This is a genomic window from Halogranum amylolyticum, from assembly GCF_900110465.1.
Classification (GTDB): domain Archaea; phylum Halobacteriota; class Halobacteria; order Halobacteriales; family Haloferacaceae; genus Halogranum; species Halogranum amylolyticum.
Map to the genome: position 1 here is coordinate 20,204 of NZ_FODV01000016.1, position 21,480 is coordinate 41,683.

Sequence of the window (21,480 nt, forward strand, 5' to 3'; positions counted from 1 at the left end):
ATGGCCATTCGAACTGCACTGAGACGGTCAATGTGGGTCACGTTCGGAGTGATTCTGGCCTTCCTCTGGATACTGTTCACTGCGGTGCGGGTGTTGGATACGGTCGAACTCTCCACTGTGGGAGTCACCGGCCAAGGAGTGATAAGCGGAGCCATCGGCTTGGTCGTTGTCGCAATTGCCCTCGGCCTACTCGTCGTGTTGTTCAGCGAACTCGTCGAGTCAGACCCAACCCCCGAGGTGTGGCCACCAACTCGATAGATGCCGTACTTCGAGTGCACGGAGTGTGGCCAACTGGCCACAATCGGGTCGTTCGAACGCTCCGAACTCCGTCAACACTGCCCCGTCTGCGAAACACAGACCGTCTGGGAGGTTGCATTCGAGTCCGATTCGGGGGTGTCGTTTTGACCCTGACGTTCGACGCGAGCGAGCGGTTCTTCGAGGCTGCGGCCGAGTGGGCTGAACAGCAGATGATGGACCCTGAGGAGGCTTTCGAGATCAAGGCCGAGCAGGCGTTACTCGAAATCGAACATCTCGTCTCGGGTGCTCACGAGATCGAGTTCGAAACCGACGCTCCGACGGTTTCCCATCATCCGTCGGAAGAGCTCGAAGCGTTTCTCTCGAAGCAGGCCGAGGCCACCGGACTCGACGAATCTACCCTCCTAAAGCTTCACGTCGACCTCTACACGCGGGCGTTCCTCCGAGACGATTCGGAACGACCACCGGGGACACCCCCGTCTGGGGAGTGACCTGTCAATCGCTCCGGAGAGTCACGCGGCAGTTCGGCTTCGAGAAGAACGAGAGAACGCTTAAGTATGACAGTGTCAAACAGTGTCGTATGTCTCATCGAGACAGTGGCTGGCGACCGAAAGGTGCCACCGAGAAGTACAACGGCTTCGAGGTATGGGACCACGGTATCTGGCCGAACGAACTGAACGACGCCGAAGTCGACGGTGAGATCTCGTTCGACGACGAGGAACTCGAACAGAGATAACTTCCGTCGACGAGGGGAGGCACTAAGACCCGCGCTCCTGAGCGTGAGCAGCGTCACCGGTAGCGGAGAGTAAGTAACGTGAGAGCGGTACGTTCACTTCGGAAACGCCCGTCTGTCGCGCGGTGGGACGTAGAAGTTCGCTCGCGAAGAGACGGTAATGAAGTTCAACAGTCCGTTGTTCTCCCGGTCAGTGACGCTCGGATGGTCGTCTCGGAGATACCAGCCGTTCATCGCTCGTCGAGTCTTTCTGAAATCCTCGAGCGACCGCTGTAGCGAGAGAAAGTGGAGGCCTGCCTGGCCGCCGTCGACAGTGTTGAAATCACGCCGGAGGATGATCGGACGCCCGTTCTCGCGTGCTCTCGCGACTTTCTCGTGGTGGCCCACGATGCCGAACTCCTGGGCGTGTTCCCGGACTGCATCGGCGAAGGGGACTTCGTCGGTGAATCTCGCGACGTCGTCGGGAGAGAACTCCGGCGAGAACATCCTCGCGACGCGGTCGGATTCGTCTAACCCCTCCCACCAGCGGTCGAGCGACTCGCGGAGATGAGCGAGATGCATCGTCGTCCCACCGGCGTACTCGCCGCGTTCGATGGTCACTCGGTCTTCAGTGGCCTGGGTCTTTGTCAGTCCAGAGAAAAACCCGGTGAACAGCGGTGCCTCCTCTGGCGGTGACCCTGGCGGTACGCCCTCAACGTCTGCGTGGGCAGCCGGCAACCCCTCGCCGACGAATCCCGTTCGCCGAGAGACGACCTCGAAGACGTCGTCGAGTCGGTGGTCGACAGGCTCTCCTTCGAGCGACGGGCGGGTCCCGAACATTGCAGCGTCGACGGCGGTTAGGTGTGAAGGAACGTCGCTGGCGAGAACGAGCGCGGCGTCGAACGAGAGGAGTTCGGGGTTGTCAGTCCGTGAAAGAACTCGTGGACGACTGATCGGCGCGGCACCGAGACGTCCGATGCGAGAGTAGTACTTCGTTCCCCACGCGAGGCTGTGCAAGAGCCCACTGGGCGCCCACTCGTAGGCAGCTTCGATGGTTCGAATCGCGAGTTCGACCGTTCGTGCGGCCTGATTCGAGGGGGCTGTTGTGAGATCGAGAAGGAGGACCCGGTGGTGACGAGGAGACAACGCGTTTCCGTGGGTATCCGTGTCAAGAGCAGTATTCCACGCGTGTTGTCGGGTAGGCAGCTCTGTGGCCCGTGGGTTGGGAGGAAGCCCCAACTCGGACGGCTCCGAGCGTCTGGTCAACAACTGCGTACAGCCGCTGAGGCTAGAGAGTCCAGAGATAGCTGCAAGACGCCGCATCAGCCTCCGTCTGGATGACATGCCAGTTAGTTCGAAGGGGGCCTACAGAAGTAAAAGCATTTCTCGTCCTTCTGATTTCCCAACTCTTCGCCAGTGGGTCTGTGATACGGGACCGATGAGTGATGGGCGCTATCGGGACTGTACACCAGCCAGTCGTACCTGTCCGTGCTGCTAGCAGAAGTTCTTTGTTGAACCTTGCTGTAGCTCCCTGTGTGATATTGACAACCATCCACTCCGTTTCGTCCGGATTGCCGATGGCTCTCGACACGGCAGGTGTTACCCTCGTCGCCGGTCTCGTGGTCTTTCTCATCGTGGCCTACGATTACTACCGTCACCAGCTGAGTGGAGGTGAGCAATGACCGTCGAGACGCGTCGGCACAGAAGGGTCTCACCGGCTCGTGTCGTCTCCTTCCTGCGGACCCTCGTGGGCGTCCTAACCGGGTTACTGGCGCTCTCGTTACTCATCGTCGGGACCATCGCAGTTATCGCAGAGTTGAAAGGAACGTGGCACTGGGCGATCCATCTAGAGTCAACGATAAGCTACATGGGCTTGTTCGTCAGTTGGCTACTGGTGGTGCTCGTTCCGGCGTTTCTGGCGCTCGTAGTCGGGCGGGTGGTGGTCGACGATGCGTAACCTCGACAGCGTGACAGACGACCTGTTCGTCGTCGTTGCTGTCGCCGTCTTCGGCGCGCTCTGTTTCGTCGTTCTCGGTGTCGGTGCAGTTGCCACTGCGGCCGAACTCACGAGCAACTGGGATCACTACTTCCTGATGGAGCGAACGGTCGCGTTCGCGACACCGGTGGCAACAGGGCTACTCGGGGGCGCGCTTCTCGTAGGTCTGGGTGCGGTCGCGCGCGCTTAGCAGTACAGAGCCTCAGCGGTAGGTTGCTTACGTCGTGCTGTCTATCCGGAGACGACCTGTGCGATGAGTTCGTCTTCGAATTCAATCAACCCCTTGAATATCAGCCCTGCGGCGAGAAAGAGGCCGGAGTCAGCCTCGTCTCGAAGGTCCGAGAGGAAGGGATCGATCCAGTGGGTCAGATGCTCGTCGAGGAACACTCGCTCGAAGCCGAACGTCTCTTCGCGACCGTCGTGCTGGGCTTGCATGAGATACCGCAGGAAGGCCAACTCCACGGCGATGAAGTCGTTCTCTTCGGGATACTTCTCGGGCGGCGTCCATCCTGCGGCGGCATAACTCGCCTCGACTGTGGCCAACCCCTCCCCGATGAAGTCGGTATCCTCTCGGTAGTACGTCTCGTGGGGGAGGACGGGTGGCCGTGGACCGACGAACAGTGCCGTATACTCCTGTTCGATTTGATGATGGACCTTGTCTATCGGAGTACCTCGAGACTCTGCACGCCACGCTCGAAGCGTCTCGAACCCCTCGTCCATCGAGTCGTTGACCGAATCCGCCGGCAGGCTGATTTCGTCGCCGAGCAGTCGCCCGAGAAACGCCTCGCTCGGGGCATCCCAAAACACCTCGATCAGGAAGTCGACGAGTTCGATTCGCGCCTCGTAGAGTTCCTTCTCGTTCATTGTCCTGCATCGCCTCCGAACAGCAGTCGGGTCCGACAGTCACCACAGTACTCGAAGATACTGTGCTCGCTGTCCGGAGCGATTCCGGCGACGAGGTCGCCGACCTCGTCCTGTATCTTCTCTGCAGAGGCGACACTGGTGAACGGCTTCCCACAGCGGACGCACTCCAGCAGCTCCCCTTCGTACACCGTCACCCATGGGTCGCCGTCGCGACGCTCGGGGAGCAACGACAGATCTAGTCCACCCTGTATCGTGATTGCCGTTTCGGGACACCCCTCTTCGCACAGCCCACAGTTGACACAGCGTTCATGATTGAACTCGAGGTCGCCATCCTCTGTTCGGCGGATTGCGTCTGTCGGACAGAGGTTCGAGCAGGTGGGGGTGAAGTTGCAGGCGTCGCTCACAGTCATCCGCCCGAAAGCGGACAGTCCACGGATGAGGTCTCGTTCCGGGTCGGTGTGTTCGACGATGACGCGGACGGATTCGAGCGTCCAGCCGTGCCCGTCGAAATCCGGATAGGGCCGTCCGCCGTCGGCCTGCATCGGGTCAGTGTCACCTGCTGATTCGGCGGTCCTCTCGCCGATTCGACCGGTTGCGACGTGCTCACCAGCAGGAACCGGCGAGGTGTCGAGTTCGTCGACGAACTGCCGGAGGTCGGTCGTGAATGAGGTTGCGTCGGACCCAGGTGCGAGAAACGCAACGCGTTCACCCAAGCCGAGGTCGATTGCGGCCTGGTTACAGTGCTCGACCAGCGTCGCCTTCGGGTCCGGACCCGAGTGGATACAGTCGTCGCCACAGCCGACCACAACCACACCGTCGGCACCGGCAGCCAGTGCATGCATGACGTGCGGTTCGCCTACCGTGTCGGTGCAGTTGACCGAGACAGGGAGAATCGGTGGATAGCTGACGTCGTCGTTTCGTGCTGCACGTTTCCCGTAGTCGTGTAGTCGCTCGCGTGCTCGTTCCGAGCAGACGAACGCGACGACTTCCGTCTCGATACCCGCTGTCCCACGCCACGAGAGCAACCCCCCCGACTCGTCGGTCGCGAGGAGCGCCTCCACTTCGCGGGCGAGTCGCTCGTTCGACGGTTCGCGGAGCATCGTCGCACCGGTCGGACAGACGCTCGTACACGCACCGCAGTTCTGGCAGGCAATCTTGTCGAACTCGACGCGATCGACTGCAGGGCGGTCGATAGCCCCGTGAGGGCACGCGTCAGTGCAGGCAATACAGCCTCGTTGGCTCGAATCTCCGGCCGCACAGACGTCCATCTCGAGGTCGAGGAAATCCGGTTTCTCGACGCCTCCCAGCAGTGACTCGATGGCGGCGATTGTCGCGCCGTCTGTTGGCCCGGTGTAGTAGCCGAGGTGTCCACCCCGAGCGACGGGGTCGGCCTCCGGATAGACGATCTGGTCGGCCTCAATTGTGCGCCTGACGCCGTCAAGTGCAATCGCATCCGTCGGGCAGACGTCGACCCACTCTCCGTCGGGGGCGCTCGGCGCGACGTCGACGGGACGAGCAGTCACGTGCTCGTCGGGTGCTTCGTGGACACAGTTCATGCAGTCGATGCAGTCGTCGGTAACCCGGGCCGCGAGTGAAATCTCGAACGCCCCATACGACCCCTCGATATCCTCGACTCGACCTCGCTCAAGAGTCACGTCGCTCAACCCTTCGACGCCAGAGAAGTCACTCCCGTTCGCGACGAGCGTGACGTCGGCGGTCTCGGCGAGCGCAATCGCCGTCTCGGCGTCGTCGATGACTGCTATCTGCTTCCCTGCCTCGCGTGAGACAGTCCGGGAGACCGCCTCTTCGGCCAACCCGGCGCGCGTAGCGTTGAGCAATCGTGCGACCTTGTCTGTCGCCTCGGCCTCGTCGTGGACCCAGGCAGCGCCTTCGCGGTGGTCGACGAAGACGGTCGCATCCGGATGGAGACCGTGCGCTGTTGCCAGTGAACGGATTCGTTCTTTACAACTCTCGGCGGTCGCCGTGACGAGGAGTTGGTCGATGTCGTACTCGTCGATTACGCGTGCCATCGATCCGAGTCCGTCCTGACAGAGCAGACGTGAACTGGCCACCACCTCGACGTCGCGTACGCCGTCGCGTACCTTCTCGAGGTCGAGGTCACACGTCCCGCCACACGCACAGACGAATGCCCCAGTGTTCATCGTTCACACTACACATCGTAGACGCAATAGGGCTTTGGGAGATAATGACAGAACGTCAATGTTATTTAGGAGATAGAAGGGACAGGCAGGCGGAACGACCACTCGTCGATATGGGCGCCACCGCTCCGTTTTGCACAATCCGCGTTTCGTGGGGTGAAACAAACCCTCGTATATTTGTGCAATGGTATCAAACACCATGACAGTGGTTAGCTAAGCAGTTGGGAGTGTAGCCAGCATAACATGCCGAAAGGAAGGGACTGCATGAGTACAACACCAGTCTCCCTCGATCTCGACCGGCGCTCGTTCATGAAGGCGAGCGCACTTGCGGGAGCAGTAGCGTTGGGCGGTGGCGGTGTGGGGCAGGCACTCGCGCAAGGAGACGACGAGGTCGACGGAACAGATACGGAAGGAGAACTGACAAAGACCATCTGCAACTTCTGTGCAGTCGGGTGTGGGTTCCGGGGCGAACGCAAGGGGAACGCGTTCGTCGGCCAGGAGCCGTGGCACGAACATCCGGTCAATAACGGGGCACTCTGTTCGAAGGGTGCCGCCATCTACGGGAGTGAACACTCCGAACGACGGCTCAAACACCCGCTTCAGAAGGTAGATGGAGCGTGGCAGAAGGTCTCGTGGGACAACGCCTACGAGCGGATAACGTCGGAAATCGAACGCGTCTGGGAAGAGCATAGCCGTGAGAGCGTCATGCTTCTCGGCAGTGCCCACCACGCCAACGAGGAAGCGTACGCGATACGGAAACTCGCGGCGTTCATGGGCACGAACAACGTCGACCATCAGGCGCGTATCTGTCACTCGACGACCGTCGCCGGCCTCGCCAACACATGGGGCTACGGCGCGATGACGAACACGATCAACGACTATCGGAACTTCGATCTCAACATCATCATCGGACAGAACCCCGCAGAGGCTCACCCCATCGCGATGCAGCACATCCTCGAGGGGCAGAAGCGTGGCGGCACCATCGCCTCGGTAGACGCACGCTTCACGAAGACGTCCGCACACGCCGACCACTTCTACCGCATCCGTCCCGGGACCGACGTCGCCCTCATGATGGGGCTCCTCTGGTATCTCCGCGAGCAGGACGAACTCGCCATGGGCGGGAGCGACGAGACGGGACAGAACATGCTCGACGACCGAGTGACCGGATGGCCGGACGTCGACGCGGAACTCGACAGGTACGACCTCGAGACGGTCGCAGACATCACCTGGATATCCGAGGAGGATCTCCGACAACTGGGTGACCTCATCATCGAGAACAAACCGAACGTCCAAATCGAGTGGGCGATGGGCGGAACCCAGCACAACAACGGGACGCAGAACATCCGGTCGTACGCGCTGCTCTCGCTTGCATCGGGCAGCTCGGCGCGCTCGGGTGGCGGTCTACAGGTGATGCGGGGTCACTCGAACGTCCAGGGTGCGACCGACCTGGCAGTAGCGAGTCACATCCTACCGGGTTACTACCCCCTCTCGCCCGGCGGCTGGTCATGGTGGGCTGACGTGTGGGACAGGAGTCCTTACACCAGCGGTTCGACGAGTTTCCAGAGCCTCTACGACAAGTTCGACCTGATGCCCGAAGACAAGTACGTCCGGCAGAGTCCCACTGCCGAGGGCACGGAGGACATCGACACGTCGTTCCCGGCGGACAATTCGATGATGTTCCAGAACGGGCTGACCGTGGCCAGATGGTTCGAGGCCGCGCTCCCGCAGGAGCAACGGCTCCACGAGACGCCGATTTACCAGCCAGATGAGGTCAAAATCGCCTTCTTCTGGGGACACTCGACGAATTCGATCAGCGAGATGCGTCGGATGAAAGACGCGATGGAGAACATCGACCTTCTCGTCATCGTCGACCTGTTCCCGTCGCTCGCCAGCGTCCTCGCGGACCGCGACGACGATATCATCCTCCTCCCCTGTGCGAGCCAGTACGAACACCACCGCTCGGTGACCAACTCTCACCGTTCGGTGCAGTGGTCTGAGCCAGTTCGTCCGCCCTCGCACAACACGAAACCGGATCTGCAGATCATGCAGGAACTGGCCGACCGACTTGGGTTCGGCGAGCACTTCAACTGGGGGACGGGTCCGGAGATCTACAGTGGTCGATCGACCTACGAAGACGTGCTGCGCGAGGTCAACCTCGGGACGATGACCATCGGCTATCGGCAGGACCCAGAGCGGCTCCAACAGCATCTTGAGTACGATTGGGCGTTCTCGACGGAGAACCTGCGAGCCGAGAAGCCAGGCCTGCCCGTGTCGGGCGACTACTGGATGCTTCCGTGGCCGTGCTGGGGCGAAGGGCATCCTGGAACACCCATCATCTGGCGCGACGACCTCGACCCACGTGAAGGGGGGCAAGACTTCCGCACCCGATGGGGCGTCCGGGCACCCACCAGCGAGGAGTGGGAAGCGATGCCGACCGACGAGCCGTATCCGTTTGAACAGACGGTCTCCCAGCAGGGAGAGGACGGTCTGAGCCTCATCCGGGAGCCGTACAACCCAGATTGGTCGAACGGGGAGGTTCAGGGTATCCCAGAGTACCCCGGGTGGAAGACGACGTTCCCGGAGAACCTCGAGAACTCCGACGAACTACCGTTGCCATTCGAGTACGCGCTCGACCCGACCAAATCGGTCTACGACGCAGCACAGGCGTTGGTCGACCAGGGCATCAAATCCGAGGACGAACTCGGGATGCCTCTGAGCGAGTGGGAGCAGTACGACTTCAAACAGTCCGACCCACCCACCGGTCGTGGTCGAGCACGGGCAGTCGTGTGGAACTTCCTCGACAAGGTACCGGTTCACCGCGAACCTATCGAGAGTCCGCGTCCGGACCTGGTCGAACAGTGGCCCGCAAACGGCCAGCAGCGGAACTTCTACCGGCTGGACCAGAACAACGCCTTAGAGCAACGGCGGGCCACTGCCGCAGCAGCACAGCAGGGGATGGACACGATCATGACGACCGGACGGCAGGTCGAACACCAGGGCGGCGGTTCGGAATCGCGCTCGAACGTGTTCCTCGCCGACCTGCAACCACACATGTACGTCGAAATCAACCCGACGATGGCTGAGAACCTCGGCGTCGACGGTGGTGAACTCGTGGTCGTCTCGACGACGGACCGTGGGTCGGTGTTGGTGAAGGCACGGGTGACGAACCGCCCCAGCGAGAAGGAGGTGTTCCTGCCGTTCCACTGGGGTGGCGTTTTCCAGGGCACGAGTCTCGAAGACGAGTACCCCGACGGCTACGCCCCGTTCGCCATCGGTGACAGCGTCAACAGCATCACCTCGCGGGGATACGACGTCGAGACCCAGATGCAGGAGACGAAAGCGGCGATGGTCAAAGTGCAGAAGGCAACCCCGTCGCTCCTGCAGGAACTCGGCATGGACGTCGACCTCGAGTTCCCGCAGGACCGCGAGGGATTCGGTCAGCAGAAGAACTTCGACGTCCGTGACCACCGGACGGTACAATGAGGTGAGTTAGTATGTCAAAATCATCCAAAGAAGTGATGGGACAGGGCGTCATGAGCGTCGGCGAGGGAACACGAATCTTCCCCGACGTCGAGGCGTGCATCGACTGCGGTGGCTGCGTCGTAGCCTGTAAACGGACGTGGGATATCCCACGTGACGAACAGCGCATCAGCATCGCGACGATGTTGGAAGGAGAGGAGGCGGCCGCCGGCTTGAACGCAAACAGCGCAACGGCGCTCCAGCAGGGTCAGTCACCCGGTGAGACGAGTATCCCGATGCAGTGTTATCACTGCTCGAACGCACCCTGCGTGTCGGTCTGTCCGACCGACTCCCTCCTCAAGACCGAGGGGGATTTCGTCGAGGTTCGCGACGACCTCTGTATCGGCTGTCAGTACTGCCTGTCCGCGTGCCCCTTCGGGGCACCGCAGTTCCCCGAGTCCGACGACGGCGTAGCGCAACTGTTCGGCACGGGCGGGACGATGGACAAGTGCACGATGTGCGAGGAACGGCAGGACGTCGGCAAGGGGCCCGCCTGTGCAGAAGAGTGTTCGACCAATGCCATCCTCGTCGGGACTGCGGGCGACATCGCAGACGAACTCGAAAAGCGCGGAAGCGCGTCGTTCTTCAACGACGTCGCGATGGACATTATCTTCGGTGACGATGCGGAGGTGTTCGCATGAGCGACTCTGACGACGGTGGCGACGCTGAACCGTCGGACGAGAGTGAGAGTGCCGAGCAGATAGAACTCCGCGACTACGAGGGGTGGCAGGTGCTCGCGAGCGCGGGTATCGCACTCGTCGTGACCGTTCTGACCTTCTGGTGGATTAGTGGCTTCGGAAGCTTCTACGAGACACTCTTCCGTGTCGGACCGACGGTGCCCGGTGGCGGTGTCGGTGCAGACTGGGTAACCGGAAACACGATCCCGACACTCGACTTCCTGATCGCGCTTATCCACGCGCTGGACGTCATCCTCGGTCTGTTCGTTCTCTTTCTCGTCTTCCTCCACTGGACGGTGTTCCGCCGTCTCGCAGGCCGGATGCGACGTCCCGGCACTGCCCGAGAGGAGGCCGTCATGACCGATGGCGGAGATGGCAGGTCGGCCGGAGGTGAGAACCCATGACGACGTTAGACCACGGGAAGTTCACCAAGGTTACGACACTGTTCCACTCTATCCTCGCTTTAGACGTTTTCTTCCTCTTCTTTAGCGGATACGCTATCATGTTCAACGACGAGCTTTGGTGGTTGATTGCGATGATGGGCGGAAACACGGGGGTGACGGCTGTCCACCGTGTGGCAGGTCTCGGACTCATCCTGCTCGTCACCTTCTGGATCGCTCTCCAACTTATCTCACCAACTGGTCGAGGGAACTTCCGGGAGGTCGTCCCGACGAACGAAGACATCGCTGCGTTCGTCCAGGACGTGAAGTTCATGCTTGGACGGGCCGACCAGCGACATCCTGCGGCCCGGCAGTTCGCCGGTTACAGTGCAGACGAGGTCCCACTGCTATCGTACGTCGGGAAAGGTGTCGTCTGGATCTTCTCGATCGAACTCACCCTCCTCACGATCTCCGGAGTGCTCATCTGGAGTAAGATTGGGCTCATGGGGCTCTTCCAGACCAAGACGGCAGCGATGGCGTTCGTGGTCTTCCACGGACTGTTGGGCGTCATCATGCTGATGGGGGTCATGTTCCATATTTTCGAACACGGCTTCCACCCGGCGTTCTACCCTGTCGAGACCAAAGCGTTCATTCCGAGACGTCTGATTCCCGAATCTCACGACGACGAAGACGAGGATGTCGAGGGAACCGGTATCGAGCGTCTGACTCTCTCACCGTCTTGGCGAACCGCCTCGACTATCATGGGTTCGATGGTCGTTGTCGGGATCGCGTCCGTGTTGATTGGGAGCATCTTCGACGAAGGGTATCCGGTCCCGCGAGAGTTGGCTATCGGAGGTGGTCCCTCGAGCGTGCTGTTGACCATCGGTATCAACGTCGGAATCCTCGTGCTGTTCGTCGGTATCGTCCTCTCGATTTACGGGAACCTCTTACGAATGCGCTGGGAGGCAGAGCTCGCCGGGGAAAGACGTGTGACGGCCGACGGGGGAGAACGAGTCGACGATTAGCATTAGCTCAAGAGGTCCTCCCCTTCTTCCGAGAGTTCGACTGTGACATCTTGCTGTGTCTGGTTCTGAATCTGATTGAGGTTCCGCGTGAGCACCTCGAGGATGTCCTTCGGCTCGGGGTAGACGAGCATATGGCCGTCCTGATCTTCCATCACCAACTGCGTATCTGCTAACACTACCTGGTCGTTCTCGATTCGAGCGACGATGGCGTTCAGCGCTTCCGCACCGCCTGGGTCGCCCTCCTCGACCAAGGTGAGATAGACTGCATCGAGACCGATGAGGTCTTTGTACTCACGGACGCAGCGAGCGCAGTCCACCATGTCTCGCGTCACCGCCGTCTTCTGTTCGTTACCGTGCTCTCCCTCGTAGCAGTGTTTACACGCCCGGAGTTCGAGACGCATGTCTACATCTATCAGGTACGGTCGCATTACAATTGCGCCTGGTGGAGAGACGACGGCTGCCTCCTCGGAGAGGCCTACCGTATCTTACCGGAATCGTGTTGTTCAGCTAACCTGACGAGCCCAACGCTTACCATACCGCATAGTGAATCATTGACTATGGTGGGCGTACTCGACGGAGTGTACCTGCTCGCGGTGGTAGCTATGGCTATCGCCGGGATCGGACTACTGGCGCGAACCGTCGCTGACAACTCCGAAAGCGAAAAATCCCAGTGGCTCGAGTGGGCGTCGTTCAGCGTCGTGGCAGTGTTCCTGCTAGCGCTGGCGATCGAGTTCCTCGCTTGAGTGGTTTCACTCCCGGGATTCGCAGCGAAGGAACTTCAGAGCAATCGCTGCACGTCCGATGCGGTGTGAGTCAAACGAGAAAGGGAGTTCCGAGCGGAGACCCAGAGTGCCGCTATTCGGGACGGTAGTCGTCGTAGATTCGATCCATTCGTGCCGCCATCACGAAATCGGTCTTGTGCAGTCCGTCGATCTTGTGAGTCCACATCTCGATGCGAACCTCGCCCCACTTGAGATGGATATCCGGGTGGTGCCACTCTTCTTCCGCCAGTTCTCCGATCTCATACGTGAATTCGAGTGCATCACGGAAATCATCGAACGCGTATCGTCCCTCGAGATGATGCTCACGCACTACTTCCCAGACGTTTTGGTTGAGTTCGTCTAAGTACTCCTCGTACGCCGTTTCTGTGAGCGGTTCGTCCTCCGAGGTACACGCCACACATTCTTCATCCGCAAGTGGTGATGCCATACCCAACTGTACGACTCGCTGGCTCTTGTAGGTTCAGTCCTCCGTGCGGATACGTGGAGTCAAGTGTCACCCTGAACTGGTCTGGCCCGGCGGACGACCTTGCAGTCGAACGTCTCAGGCGTACAAGCCGTCGGTTGGAGTGCAAAATTCCGAGGATGCTTTGAACTACCAGTCTAATTATAGATAAAACGACAGTTCGAACCGGGGGAAACGCTCGCTCACCGAGGGTTCGAACACCAGATGATCTGTCTCGACGAGACGCCCGTCGTCGCGAGGGACCCGAATTAGACAGTATTGGAAGACGTCTTTTTCTGTACGGTCGTTCTATTAGTACTGATTCAGCAGTCGTTCAAACAGAGTTGATTCAGGCTTGTGAAGCATCAAAAGTGGACTCGAGAACGCTTTTCAGTCGACGAGGGAGAGAGACAGAACTCGATCCGAACCCGGTCGTATATCGAGAGTGTCATTACGAAATTAGGTATGTAATGTCCTTCGGCCGTTGAACTTCCTGCTTACCAAACCGTATAATAAATTATTAATCTATTAACGAGAGAACCCCGGTCACATTCCAGTCAGCAAATCGACACCGTCGGAGTCGGAACCTCTGGGCGTTGGGGGTATAACTGTTTTTATGAGTGTAGAGGTTCAATATCTGTCCCCTTAGCTAAAGTACCGTCGGTAGCGGTAACTGTTTGTACCGATAAGTGGACATTCGGCTACTACGATATCCGACATTTGAAAATATCTGACATTTGTCTGGTTTGTAACTCAGGTAGCGAATATAGTCGTCACCTGTAGCAAAGCGGTTACCGGTGCTGTGAACATACTCATTCAGATTAGATCGAATTAACATGTTCGAGGCAGCGGGCGTATTTTGTGTTCTAAGCGCCCAAATGAATATTCCTACGGATGTATCGTTCGCAAAATAGTACACGAATCAGCTGCCGTCTAATTTGTTTCGTCTACTAGCGACCGATTTGTCGTCCGTTCGGCAGCCGTAGTCATCATTATCGTTGTACGATGTATTAACAAGGAAACAAACAGGAGCGTCCCCCTTGGTCGTAGTTTTGCACACAGGAGAACTCACATATTGCCTATTCTACATTCAATCTTATAATTTATAACTAAGAAAAAGTGTCAGAAGGTCATTTCTCATGAGGACCGTCTGTACTCGAACATCCAAATCACTGTGATAATACGTCTATATTCACATGCACGACATTCATCCATTTCCTTACTACTGTTCAGGTGACCACTTTTTTGAATGTTATCACATGCTATCTGTGCTGCCGTCCGTACCGAGTCAGCAGCAGGGTCTCCTCGACCGTCAGAGGCGCTTGCATATGTTATATAGTTGTGAGCTACCCACCCTACCGCTCGCCTAACGGCTCGCAGTTGAGGGTGTCGTCAGAACTCAAAGAGTTCTGACTGCCAACCAGAAGTCTCTGACTTCTGGTGATGGGGCTTCCTGCTTCGATAACGCGCTTTGCAGGAACCGAAGTGGTTCCCGTAGGGAGCGCAGTCTCTACAGGCGTTACCGAATCGCGACGCGATTCGTTCGCACACCATAAATAAAGATTTCTGGTGACGTTGATCCGGAACGTCCAGAGTAGTCGGTAGCTAAACCTTCAGTTCGATCCCAGTCGCCAAACTGACTTGAACAGTAGTCATATTTCACCCGAAGTTTGAGACACCATGAGGAAAGACATCATGTCGAATGGTAAAAATTCACACAGCAATGCAACGGTTCATCAACGAACTTGACTTCACTGTCTTCGGGGTCGGGTTCTCGGTATCGCTGCTCGCAATTTTGGTCTTCTTCCTCAGTCCCAGTGCATCAGCAGAAACGATGGGGCAGATCAACGAGTTCCTCTGGACGGAGTATATGTGGGTCTACATCGGGACGATGTTCCTGATGGTCATGTTCAGCCTCTGGCTGATGATTGGCCCGTGGGGACGAATCAAACTCGGCAAACCTGACGAAGATCCCGAATTTGGGCTGCTGTCTTACTTCGCGATGATGTTCTCGGCAGGCATTGCAGCTGGTATCGTTTTCTGGGGTCCTGCGGAGGCGTTGAAACACTACCAGACGGTGCCGCCACTCATCGGGGCCAAAGCCCAATCAGCGAGCGCGGCGGTCGGGGCAATTCAGTATACCCTTTTCCATTGGGGAATCTCGTACTGGGTCCCGTACCTCATCGTCGCAATCCCGATTGCGTACTATGCGTTCCGTGAGGATGCCCCGATGCGGGTGTCGACGCTTATCGCGCCGTTCGTCGGCGTCGACAACCTTGACGGATTTCTAGCGAAGGGGATTGATATACTGGCGGTGTTCGCGACGATTGGTGGTATCGCAACTACCCTTGGATTCGTCGGCAAGCAGTTCCTCACTGGGTTGACCTACAACTTCGGCATCTCGCTCGGTGACACCGGCACAGTGCTGGTAATCACAGGGCTAACGGTTGCCTTCACCGCTTCGGTTGCACTCGGTGTCAAGAAAGGTATTGCCCGTATTTCACGGTTCAATATGGGCGTCTTCGCCGTCCTGACGGTGGCGACGTTCCTTCTGGGGCCAACCAACTACATTATGAATACCGGGCTCCAGGCGATGGGGAACTACTTCGTTGGATTCCTTCGGATGTCGTTGTACACCAACGCCACGGGCTCTGGCGAGTGGGTCGGCAACTGGACTGTCTTCTACTGGGCATGGGTGTTCTCGTGGGCACCATTTGGTGGGCTCTTCGTGGCCCGTATCTCACGGGGACGGACGATTAGGCAAGTCGTCGCCACCGCACTCGTGGGGTCGACCGCCGCGACTACTCCGTGGTTCCTCACGATGGGCGGTAGTGCGATCTTCTTCGAACGGCAGAACATCGCACCGATGCTCGAGATGGTCGCCGAGCACGGTGTCGCCGTCTCCGGTTTCCCGCTGTTCAGCTCGCTTCCAGTTGGTGGCCTGCTTTCAGCCGTGTTTCTGTTCCTCGTCGTCACGTTCTTCATCACCTCCGCTGACTCCTCGACACTCGCACTTGGAATGCTCACGACAGGCGGGAAGCAGCATCCCTCGACAGTCAATCGCGTCATCTGGGGTGCACTAATGGGCGGACTCGCGTCGCTACTCATCGTCGGTGGCGGTATCGACGCCCTCCGCTCGTCAGCAATAATCACTGGATTCCCTTTCGCACTCATTTCGGTCATCGCCATCGGTGGCATGGCCTGGGAGTTCCATCAGGTTGATCCGCTACTCTCCGGCAAGCACGACTCGACAGTCGCTGAGCGGGCTGGTTCGTCGAACCGGGCGGGGGCAAGTGTCGACGACGACTAAGACTCAAGCGGCACGGCAACCACCTCCCAAATCACAGTTATCCGAATGTGTTCCGGAGCGCACCTCGGTCAAGCTTTCCAGTCGCAGTTCGAGGGAACGTATCTACAAAGATGACTCGGTCAGGAACATGAGTCAGCAGAAGGCGAACGACTGACCAGTCGGATTCCGAAGTACCGGAGAGGCGACGAGGTCATCACGTGGTCCGAGGTCAATTCCGAATGGTGGGAACACGTCCAGCACGCCAGAGCGGTCCATGAGAAGGTTGTCGAGACCTATCTCCACGAACCCGGTGTCGAGTTCATCGAGAGGGGACGCGGGGAAGAGATCATCAGCGGCTACGCTACGGAGACAATCAATATCCTCGTTGCCGACAAAGAACCAAGAGCGAGGCTTGACCTGCCCGATGAGATAGAAGGAATTCGCATAACCGTTGAAATCGGCACAATCTCGGATACAGAGTGATCTCCTCGAACGCTGTCAGAAGCGGCGTGCAACATACAGAGGGTATCTACAGCAGAGTGGTAACCTGACAATACATGATACAGTTCCACCACATGAGTGTATTGTGGTTGACTCCACGTGAAAGGGTCGCTCAGCCTGGCCAGAGCGACCACCATTGCGGTGGGTGGCCTGAAAGATGGCCACGATGGTTCAAATCCATCCCCTTTCGTTCTGTTTCCCCTTCTGAACTTCGTTAGTGTAAGAAAAGAAGTTCAGTGACCGACTTGCGCGCTGAGTTCAGCACGACCACAACAAACCATCAGTTACAGAGGATTTCACCAGAGCCAACCATCTGATAAAATTTGATGTGCGATACATGTACAACAAGATGAAATTATTATTGGCTTATGTACAGAACTCGTACATGAGATGGGTGCGAGTGACGAGCCGCGACGAATCCACTTTCAGTCCCCTGAGTACCTCGTCGAGCGCCTCGATGCGATTGCTGACCTCTTCGATAAAGACCGGACCGACCTCCTCCTCGAGGCGATCCGTGACGACATTGAAGAGACCGCTCACAGTGAATCCGTCCAAGAATTGGTCGCGACGAAGTACTACGACGACCAACTCGACTTCGAGACAGTCAAGCAGCTCGTTGGTGCCGAGACGGCCCAGCGACTCCGTCTGCTCAAAGCGGATCTTGAGGGTGAGCCGCTGGACCTTGCTGCATCTGAAGACATCGACATCTACGGTGGAGACGCGACGACGGCCGATACTAGTGACGCTGACGAGTGATGTGCAGGCCACGTCTCCGGACAGCAGTCGCTGACACGAGTGCACTTGTGATCCTCGCCGTGCCCCGCGCTGATGCTGACTACGACGCTGAGACCACTCCAGACCCGCTTCAGTACATCCTCACATCATGTGACGTTCCTTTGCCACCCGAAGTGGTCGCAGACGTCCTTGGCGAGGACTTCTGGGCACGGCACACGAATCCGTGGAGTGGATATACCCGTCTCCTGATGGGGCCAATTTTACTACTTGGTCTGTACCGTCGGGACTGGCGGATGGTTGGTTTGACGCTACTCTACGTCGTCATCAATCCGATCCTCTTCCCGGAGCCGGAGAGCAAGGACGCGTGGGTTAGCCGGAGCGTCCTCGGAGGGCAACTCTGGCTTGAGGAAGCTCACGAGGTATTTGAGCCCAACCTTCCCGGTGTTCTCAACACTCTGAACGCAGTCGCATACTGCTATGGACTCTACGGCGCGTACAAGCGCAATCCACGAGCGACGGCGCTCGGCGGTGGAATCGTGCTCACGTGTAAACTCGTCTACCTCGCCATTCTCGTGCGATACTATAATGAACACCCACCAGTCGAAGACTGACTCAGCACGAGTCGGGGTCGCGTTCACCATCGCTCCGATGTGTAAGCGCGCTGAGTTCAACACAGCCGTAGGAACCTATCACTAATTGAGGGTTAAACGAAAGCGACGAAACAAGAGCGTACTGAAGCATTCCGTAGCACGTTTTTTTGCTCGCTCCGGGAATCATCGCTTTTTGATATTGTAGACGATTTCGACCCCGGGAAACGGTCCGACTGCAGGGAGCAGTCTAAGGTCGCCAGGGGGAGCGCACCTCTTCTGCGGTCTAGCCGTATACCGGTTCTGGCACGGCTCGAACGGCTAGCCGGTGGTGTCGAATCCCCTCAAGGACCGATGCCGGACGCACGCATATACTCGTCCAGTTTCTCCGCCATCGCCAGCGCGAACGCCTCGTCATTGATGTCGGTCTCTATCTCGAGTAGTTCGACAGTCGGGTCGATGTGCTCGCGGATCGCGTCGAACAGTGCCGCATCCGCCTCGGGGTCGTAGAAATCTTCCCCCTCGACGTCGAGCATCGAAACCCCGCCGAGTGGGAGGAACAGCGCCGTTGGGCCGGTCGCGGCATTCAGCTTTGTTGCGAGGACGTTGCCCAGCTCTGCACACTCCTCGGGCGTGGTTCGCATCAGCGTCACCTGCGGGTTGTGGACGTGGAACTGCCGCCCCTCGAATTCGTCTGGAATTGAGCCACGCGGGCCGAAGTTCACCATGTCGAGCGCCCCCGTTGAGACAACCTGCGGGACGCCCGTCTCGGCGGCGGCATCAAGTCGCTCTGGCCCAGCGTTGAGCACGCCGCCGACGAGCTCGTCTGCCCACTCGGTCGTCGTCACGTCGAGTACGCCGTCGATGATGCCCTGCTGGATTAACCCCTCCATCGCCCGCCCGCCGGTGCCAGTGGCGTGGAAGATGATGGTCTCGTACCCCTCTTCTTCGAGGTATGATCGGGCAACTTTGACGCAGGGCGTGGTGACGCCGAACATCGTGATGCCGATGGTTGGGCGGTCCTCGACCGTCACGTCTGATTTGTTGGCCACCATCCCAACCATCGCCAACGCGGCGTTCGAGATGACCTGCCGTGAGAGCTGATTAAGTCCCTCGACGTCGGCGACGGAGTACATCATTGCGATGTCCGTCGAGCCGACGTACGGCTCGGTATCACCCGATGCCATCGTCGAAACCATCAGCTTCGGTACGCCCACCGGGAGTGCCCGCATCGCCCTGGTTGCGATGGACGTATTCCCAGACCCGCCGAGTCCGAGGACACCCGCGAGTTCTCCCGACTCGTAGAGATCGGTGACGACGGCAGCGGCCCCCTCGCCCATCGCTGTCATCGCCTCCCCTCGGTCGCTGTCGTCGCGCAACGCGTCAAGGGTCGTGCCGGCGGCTTCGGCCACCTCGGCGGCGGTTGTGTCCGGTTCGAACTCGGGGTCGCCCAACACGCCTACGTCGACAACGTGTACGTCGACGCCCTGTGCCTCGACGACGTCACGGGCGAACGCGAACATCTCACTTTTCGTATCGAGCGTGCCGACGAGAACGACCGTCATCACTTCGCTCCCGGGTCGACGTTTTCGGGCGTCGGCAGTTTACCGGCCGGGACGATCTCACACTCCGGCAGGTCACGTAGCACGTCTTCCGGTCCGGGCGGCGCGTACACCGCCAGCAGGACGAGCGGCTCCCACCCGGTGTTGACCGTGCCGTGTTCGACGCCTTCGGGGACGAACACCATGTCACCGGTTGCGATATCGCGGGTCTCGTTGGCGACCTCCTGTTCGCCTTCGCCGCGAACGACGTACAGGATTTCGTCGCTCTCAGGGTGGGTATGTCGCTCGTGTCCCTTCCCGGGTTCGAGTTTCACAACACCGGCGCTGAACCGCTTGCCGCCGGTGACATCGGGCGTGCTCATCCACTTCAGTGCGCCCCAGTCAAACAGTTGACTCTCCACGTCGTCGGGGTCGACGAAATAGTCGCTCATTGGACGTCGATCTGCTTGAATTCGCGGGCCTGGTTCTCGATGGCTTCCTCCGTCGGCAGCCGTTCGATGCTCGAGGCCCCGAAGAAGCCGACGACACCGTCGGTGTGCTCGAGGACGTACGCGGCGTCGTCGGGCCACGCAATGGGGCCGCCGTGACAGATGACGAGTACGTCGTCGTTCACGTCCTTTGCGGCGTCGTGGTGGGCCTGCACCCGCTCGGCTGCCGACTCCAAGTCGAGTGCCGTTTCCGCACCGATATCGCCGGAGGTCGTCAGCCCCATGTGCGAGACGATGACGTCGGCGCCCGCTTCGGCCATCTCGCGGGCCTGCGTCTCGCTGAACACGTACGGGCAGGTTAGCATGTCTTGGCTGGCCGCCTCTCGAATCATCTCGACCTCCTTATCGTAGCCCATCCCGGTCTCTTCGAGGTTCTGTCGGAAATCGCTGTCCTCGTCGATGAGGCCGACCGTCGGGAAGTTCTGCACCCCGGAGAACCCTTGTCGTTTCAGGTCTGCAATGAACACGTCCATCTGGCGGAACGGGTCGGTGCCGTTGACGCCCGCAAGCACCGGCGTGTCATCGACGACTGGAATGACTTCGTGGCCCATCTCGCCGACGATCTCGTTTGCGTCACCGTATGGGAGCAGCCCAGCGAGCGACCCGCGCCCGTTCATTCGGTAGCGACCAGAGTTGTAGATGATGAGCAGGTCGACACCACCGCGCTCGGCGAACTTCGCGGAGATACCGGTCCCCGCACCAGCACCGATTATCGGTTCTCCCTGCTCGACGGTCTCTCGAAGCCGCGAGAGCGACTCCTCACGTGTGTATTTCATGTGTGAATATATACCATGATTTGGCAGTCTATTCAAGATTTGCCCGGGTGCCAGGGTGTTCGATGGTAAGCGCTTCCTCTCACGAGGAAGCGATTGTGGTTACGGCCGAGGACGGTGTCCAAGTTGTGTCGTTCGCTGTTGGAACGAAGAGGTCCCGCTGCTCTATGTCTCCGACGACAAAACAGCCCTTATCGGCGATTCTGAGCTTGTTTCGGGGTCACATACAGATGCGGATGCGGTTGAGGTCGTTCGCTCGAGGCTGACTGGTACTGTCCTCTCGACATTCCTTGGAACCTTCTGGCCGGCATCCACGGAGCTGTTGGTGACGGATCCATATCCGCTTCCGAAGACATTCAGTTGGTTCCGGCAAGCAGTTCTCCACACCGCACTCCACGAAAAGGAGGGCGTCGACCTTCGGGCGGATATTGAAACGAGCGATGGGGAGGTCCTCTCTGGGCCAGTGACCTGAATTCGGCAGGGGCTCGTCGACTCAATGACAAACGAATTCTCGCTCCAGATGAACCTCCTGATCGAGACTGAGGAGGGGGAAGTGAGTGTTGGCGGTCCGGATCCTTTTATCGAGGACTACGAGGGTGGCTACATTACCTTGCGACAGAATGATTGATTGACTGATTTCTATCGCGTCTGACAATGTCCTCAGAACGCTTCACACTCTGCAGGTGCACGACCTTCCAGATATGCGTTGTAATCGGTCGGTCCGCTGTAGTGTT

22 protein-coding genes and 1 pseudogene are annotated in these 21,480 nt (G+C 58.8%); 15 read left to right on the forward strand and 8 right to left on the reverse strand.

The features are described from left to right. The first annotated feature begins 30 nt into the window (after window positions 1-30). The 3 genes from BSG17_RS19535 (at window position 31) to BSG17_RS27215 (ending at window position 991) form a co-directional block, all read left to right on the forward strand. On the forward strand, window positions 31-258 hold the full coding sequence (locus BSG17_RS19535) for a hypothetical protein (RefSeq protein WP_089827108.1): 228 nt from the start codon (window positions 31-33) through the stop codon (window positions 256-258). 143 nt (window positions 259-401) lie between these two features. Continuing rightward, window positions 402-746 (forward strand): hypothetical protein, encoded by a 345-nt coding sequence (locus BSG17_RS19540; RefSeq protein WP_089827109.1) that lies wholly within the window; start codon window positions 402-404, stop codon window positions 744-746. Between the two features lie 89 nt (window positions 747-835). Next, complete coding sequence (locus BSG17_RS27215; protein WP_170864882.1) at window positions 836-991, forward strand: hypothetical protein; 156 nt, start codon at window positions 836-838, stop codon at window positions 989-991. Between the two features lie 93 nt (window positions 992-1,084). Here BSG17_RS27215 and BSG17_RS19550 read toward each other — a convergent pair whose 3' ends face one another. Beyond that, the gene (locus BSG17_RS19550; RefSeq protein WP_211609234.1) at window positions 1,085-2,113 is read right to left on the reverse strand and encodes a DUF7405 family protein; all 1,029 of its coding nucleotides are present in this window, start codon (window positions 2,111-2,113) and stop codon (window positions 1,085-1,087) included. A gap of 389 nt (window positions 2,114-2,502) precedes the next feature. On the opposite strand from BSG17_RS19550, the gene BSG17_RS27220 reads away from it, so the two are divergent. Genes BSG17_RS27220 through BSG17_RS19560 form a run of 3 tightly spaced genes read left to right on the forward strand, consistent with a single transcriptional unit; the run spans window position 2,503 to window position 3,153 of the window. Further along, a complete protein-coding gene (locus BSG17_RS27220; RefSeq protein WP_170864883.1) occupies window positions 2,503-2,649 on the forward strand; it encodes a hypothetical protein in 147 nt (48 codons plus the stop codon). Continuing rightward, complete coding sequence (locus BSG17_RS19555) at window positions 2,646-2,924, forward strand: hypothetical protein (RefSeq protein WP_089827112.1); 279 nt, start codon at window positions 2,646-2,648, stop codon at window positions 2,922-2,924. Before BSG17_RS27220 ends, BSG17_RS19555 begins: the two co-directional genes overlap by 4 nt. Next, window positions 2,917-3,153, forward strand: a complete 237-nt coding sequence (locus BSG17_RS19560; RefSeq protein ID WP_089827113.1) for a hypothetical protein — start codon at window positions 2,917-2,919, stop codon at window positions 3,151-3,153. Before BSG17_RS19555 ends, BSG17_RS19560 begins: the two co-directional genes overlap by 8 nt. 41 nt (window positions 3,154-3,194) lie before the next feature. On the opposite strand, the gene BSG17_RS19565 is transcribed toward BSG17_RS19560, so the two are convergent. Together BSG17_RS19565 and BSG17_RS19570 are read right to left on the reverse strand one after the other, a co-directional pair. After that, entirely contained in the window at window positions 3,195-3,827 is a 633-nt protein-coding gene (locus BSG17_RS19565) for a TorD/DmsD family molecular chaperone (RefSeq protein ID WP_089827114.1), read from the reverse strand. Then, on the reverse strand, window positions 3,824-5,989 hold the full coding sequence (locus tag BSG17_RS19570) for a 4Fe-4S dicluster domain-containing protein (protein ID WP_089827115.1): 2,166 nt from the start codon (window positions 5,987-5,989) through the stop codon (window positions 3,824-3,826). The genes BSG17_RS19565 and BSG17_RS19570 overlap by 4 nt, the downstream gene beginning before the upstream one ends. A 261-nt stretch (window positions 5,990-6,250) precedes the next feature. On the opposite strand from BSG17_RS19570, the gene BSG17_RS19575 reads away from it, so the two are divergent. Genes BSG17_RS19575 through BSG17_RS19590 form a run of 4 tightly spaced genes read left to right on the forward strand, consistent with a single transcriptional unit; the run spans window position 6,251 to window position 11,587 of the window. Further along, window positions 6,251-9,469 (forward strand): formate dehydrogenase subunit alpha, encoded by a 3,219-nt coding sequence (locus BSG17_RS19575; RefSeq protein ID WP_089827116.1) that lies wholly within the window; start codon window positions 6,251-6,253, stop codon window positions 9,467-9,469. Window positions 9,470-9,504: 35 nt separating this feature from the next. Continuing rightward, entirely contained in the window at window positions 9,505-10,146 is a 642-nt protein-coding gene (locus BSG17_RS19580; RefSeq protein ID WP_089827117.1) for a 4Fe-4S dicluster domain-containing protein, read from the forward strand. Further along, on the forward strand, window positions 10,143-10,586 hold the full coding sequence (locus BSG17_RS19585; RefSeq protein WP_244531618.1) for a hypothetical protein: 444 nt from the start codon (window positions 10,143-10,145) through the stop codon (window positions 10,584-10,586). The genes BSG17_RS19580 and BSG17_RS19585 overlap by 4 nt, the downstream gene beginning before the upstream one ends. Continuing rightward, on the forward strand, window positions 10,583-11,587 hold the full coding sequence (locus BSG17_RS19590) for a cytochrome b/b6 domain-containing protein (RefSeq protein WP_089827118.1): 1,005 nt from the start codon (window positions 10,583-10,585) through the stop codon (window positions 11,585-11,587). Before BSG17_RS19585 ends, BSG17_RS19590 begins: the two co-directional genes overlap by 4 nt. Window positions 11,588-11,589: 2 nt before the next feature. On the opposite strand, the gene BSG17_RS19595 is transcribed toward BSG17_RS19590, so the two are convergent. Continuing rightward, entirely contained in the window at window positions 11,590-11,988 is a 399-nt protein-coding gene (locus BSG17_RS19595; RefSeq protein ID WP_089827119.1) for a hypothetical protein, read from the reverse strand. Window positions 11,989-12,144: 156 nt separating this feature from the next. Here BSG17_RS19595 and BSG17_RS26260 point away from each other — a divergent pair, with 156 nt between their 5' ends. Continuing rightward, window positions 12,145-12,330: a hypothetical protein gene (locus tag BSG17_RS26260; RefSeq protein WP_139246715.1), complete on the forward strand. Its 186-nt coding sequence runs from the start codon at window positions 12,145-12,147 to the stop codon at window positions 12,328-12,330. 112 nt (window positions 12,331-12,442) lie between these two features. Here the strand turns inward: BSG17_RS26260 and BSG17_RS19600 are convergent, their stop codons facing one another. Then, on the reverse strand, window positions 12,443-12,796 hold the full coding sequence (locus BSG17_RS19600) for a 4a-hydroxytetrahydrobiopterin dehydratase (protein ID WP_089827120.1): 354 nt from the start codon (window positions 12,794-12,796) through the stop codon (window positions 12,443-12,445). A gap of 1,738 nt (window positions 12,797-14,534) precedes the next feature. Between BSG17_RS19600 and BSG17_RS19605 the strand changes: the two genes are divergently transcribed. From BSG17_RS19605 to BSG17_RS19620, 3 genes are all read left to right on the forward strand, one after another. Then, window positions 14,535-16,121 carry a BCCT family transporter gene (locus tag BSG17_RS19605; protein ID WP_244531619.1) on the forward strand — a complete coding sequence of 529 codons (1,587 nt, stop codon included), beginning with the start codon at window positions 14,535-14,537 and terminating at the stop codon, window positions 16,119-16,121. Between the two features lie 870 nt (window positions 16,122-16,991). Next, a complete protein-coding gene (locus BSG17_RS19615) occupies window positions 16,992-17,357 on the forward strand; it encodes a hypothetical protein (RefSeq protein ID WP_089827122.1) in 366 nt (121 codons plus the stop codon). Continuing rightward, window positions 17,357-17,947, forward strand: a complete 591-nt coding sequence (locus tag BSG17_RS19620; protein ID WP_089827123.1) for a DUF6653 family protein — start codon at window positions 17,357-17,359, stop codon at window positions 17,945-17,947. Before BSG17_RS19615 ends, BSG17_RS19620 begins: the two co-directional genes overlap by 1 nt. Window positions 17,948-18,267: 320 nt before the next feature. Here BSG17_RS19620 and BSG17_RS19625 read toward each other — a convergent pair whose 3' ends face one another. The 3 genes from BSG17_RS19625 to BSG17_RS19635 are packed head-to-tail and all read right to left on the reverse strand — an operon-like array spanning window position 18,268 to window position 20,749. Continuing rightward, the gene (locus BSG17_RS19625; protein WP_089827124.1) at window positions 18,268-19,488 is read right to left on the reverse strand and encodes a Tm-1-like ATP-binding domain-containing protein; all 1,221 of its coding nucleotides are present in this window, start codon (window positions 19,486-19,488) and stop codon (window positions 18,268-18,270) included. After that, complete coding sequence (locus BSG17_RS19630) at window positions 19,488-19,916, reverse strand: cupin domain-containing protein (RefSeq protein ID WP_089827125.1); 429 nt, start codon at window positions 19,914-19,916, stop codon at window positions 19,488-19,490. The genes BSG17_RS19625 and BSG17_RS19630 overlap by 1 nt, the downstream gene beginning before the upstream one ends. After that, complete coding sequence (locus BSG17_RS19635; RefSeq protein ID WP_089827126.1) at window positions 19,913-20,749, reverse strand: phosphoenolpyruvate hydrolase family protein; 837 nt, start codon at window positions 20,747-20,749, stop codon at window positions 19,913-19,915. Before BSG17_RS19635 ends, BSG17_RS19630 begins: the two co-directional genes overlap by 4 nt. A gap of 55 nt (window positions 20,750-20,804) precedes the next feature. On the opposite strand from BSG17_RS19635, the pseudogene BSG17_RS19640 reads away from it, so the two are divergent. Beyond that, window positions 20,805-21,374 (forward strand): annotated as a pseudogene (locus BSG17_RS19640) (TrmB family transcriptional regulator sugar-binding domain-containing protein). Window positions 21,375-21,480: the final 106 nt, after the last annotated feature.

Excerpts from the sequence above, each read along its gene's own strand:
- BSG17_RS19535 (WP_089827108.1), top strand. The coding sequence starts at position 31 with ATGTGGGTCACGTTCGGAGTGATTCTGGCCTTCCTCTGGATACTGTTC.
- BSG17_RS27215 (WP_170864882.1), top strand. The coding sequence starts at position 836 with ATGTCTCATCGAGACAGTGGCTGGCGACCGAAAGGTGCCACCGAGAAG.
- BSG17_RS19555 (WP_089827112.1), top strand. The coding sequence starts at position 2,646 with ATGACCGTCGAGACGCGTCGGCACAGAAGGGTCTCACCGGCTCGTGTC.
- BSG17_RS19560 (WP_089827113.1), top strand. The coding sequence starts at position 2,917 with ATGCGTAACCTCGACAGCGTGACAGACGACCTGTTCGTCGTCGTTGCT.
- BSG17_RS19565 (WP_089827114.1), bottom strand. The coding sequence starts at position 3,827 with ATGAACGAGAAGGAACTCTACGAGGCGCGAATCGAACTCGTCGACTTC.
- BSG17_RS19570 (WP_089827115.1), bottom strand. The coding sequence starts at position 5,989 with ATGAACACTGGGGCATTCGTCTGTGCGTGTGGCGGGACGTGTGACCTC.
- BSG17_RS19575 (WP_089827116.1), top strand. The coding sequence starts at position 6,251 with ATGAGTACAACACCAGTCTCCCTCGATCTCGACCGGCGCTCGTTCATG.
- BSG17_RS19580 (WP_089827117.1), top strand. The coding sequence starts at position 9,505 with ATGGGACAGGGCGTCATGAGCGTCGGCGAGGGAACACGAATCTTCCCC.
- BSG17_RS19585 (WP_244531618.1), top strand. The coding sequence starts at position 10,143 with ATGAGCGACTCTGACGACGGTGGCGACGCTGAACCGTCGGACGAGAGT.
- BSG17_RS19590 (WP_089827118.1), top strand. The coding sequence starts at position 10,583 with ATGACGACGTTAGACCACGGGAAGTTCACCAAGGTTACGACACTGTTC.
- BSG17_RS19595 (WP_089827119.1), bottom strand. The coding sequence starts at position 11,988 with ATGCGTCTCGAACTCCGGGCGTGTAAACACTGCTACGAGGGAGAGCAC.
- BSG17_RS26260 (WP_139246715.1), top strand. The coding sequence starts at position 12,145 with ATGGTGGGCGTACTCGACGGAGTGTACCTGCTCGCGGTGGTAGCTATG.
- BSG17_RS19600 (WP_089827120.1), bottom strand. The coding sequence starts at position 12,796 with ATGGCATCACCACTTGCGGATGAAGAATGTGTGGCGTGTACCTCGGAG.
- BSG17_RS19605 (WP_244531619.1), top strand. The coding sequence starts at position 14,535 with ATGCAACGGTTCATCAACGAACTTGACTTCACTGTCTTCGGGGTCGGG.
- BSG17_RS19615 (WP_089827122.1), top strand. The coding sequence starts at position 16,992 with ATGGGTGCGAGTGACGAGCCGCGACGAATCCACTTTCAGTCCCCTGAG.
- BSG17_RS19620 (WP_089827123.1), top strand. The coding sequence starts at position 17,357 with ATGTGCAGGCCACGTCTCCGGACAGCAGTCGCTGACACGAGTGCACTT.
- BSG17_RS19625 (WP_089827124.1), bottom strand. The coding sequence starts at position 19,488 with ATGACGGTCGTTCTCGTCGGCACGCTCGATACGAAAAGTGAGATGTTC.
- BSG17_RS19630 (WP_089827125.1), bottom strand. The coding sequence starts at position 19,916 with ATGAGCGACTATTTCGTCGACCCCGACGACGTGGAGAGTCAACTGTTT.
- BSG17_RS19635 (WP_089827126.1), bottom strand. The coding sequence starts at position 20,749 with ATGAAATACACACGTGAGGAGTCGCTCTCGCGGCTTCGAGAGACCGTC.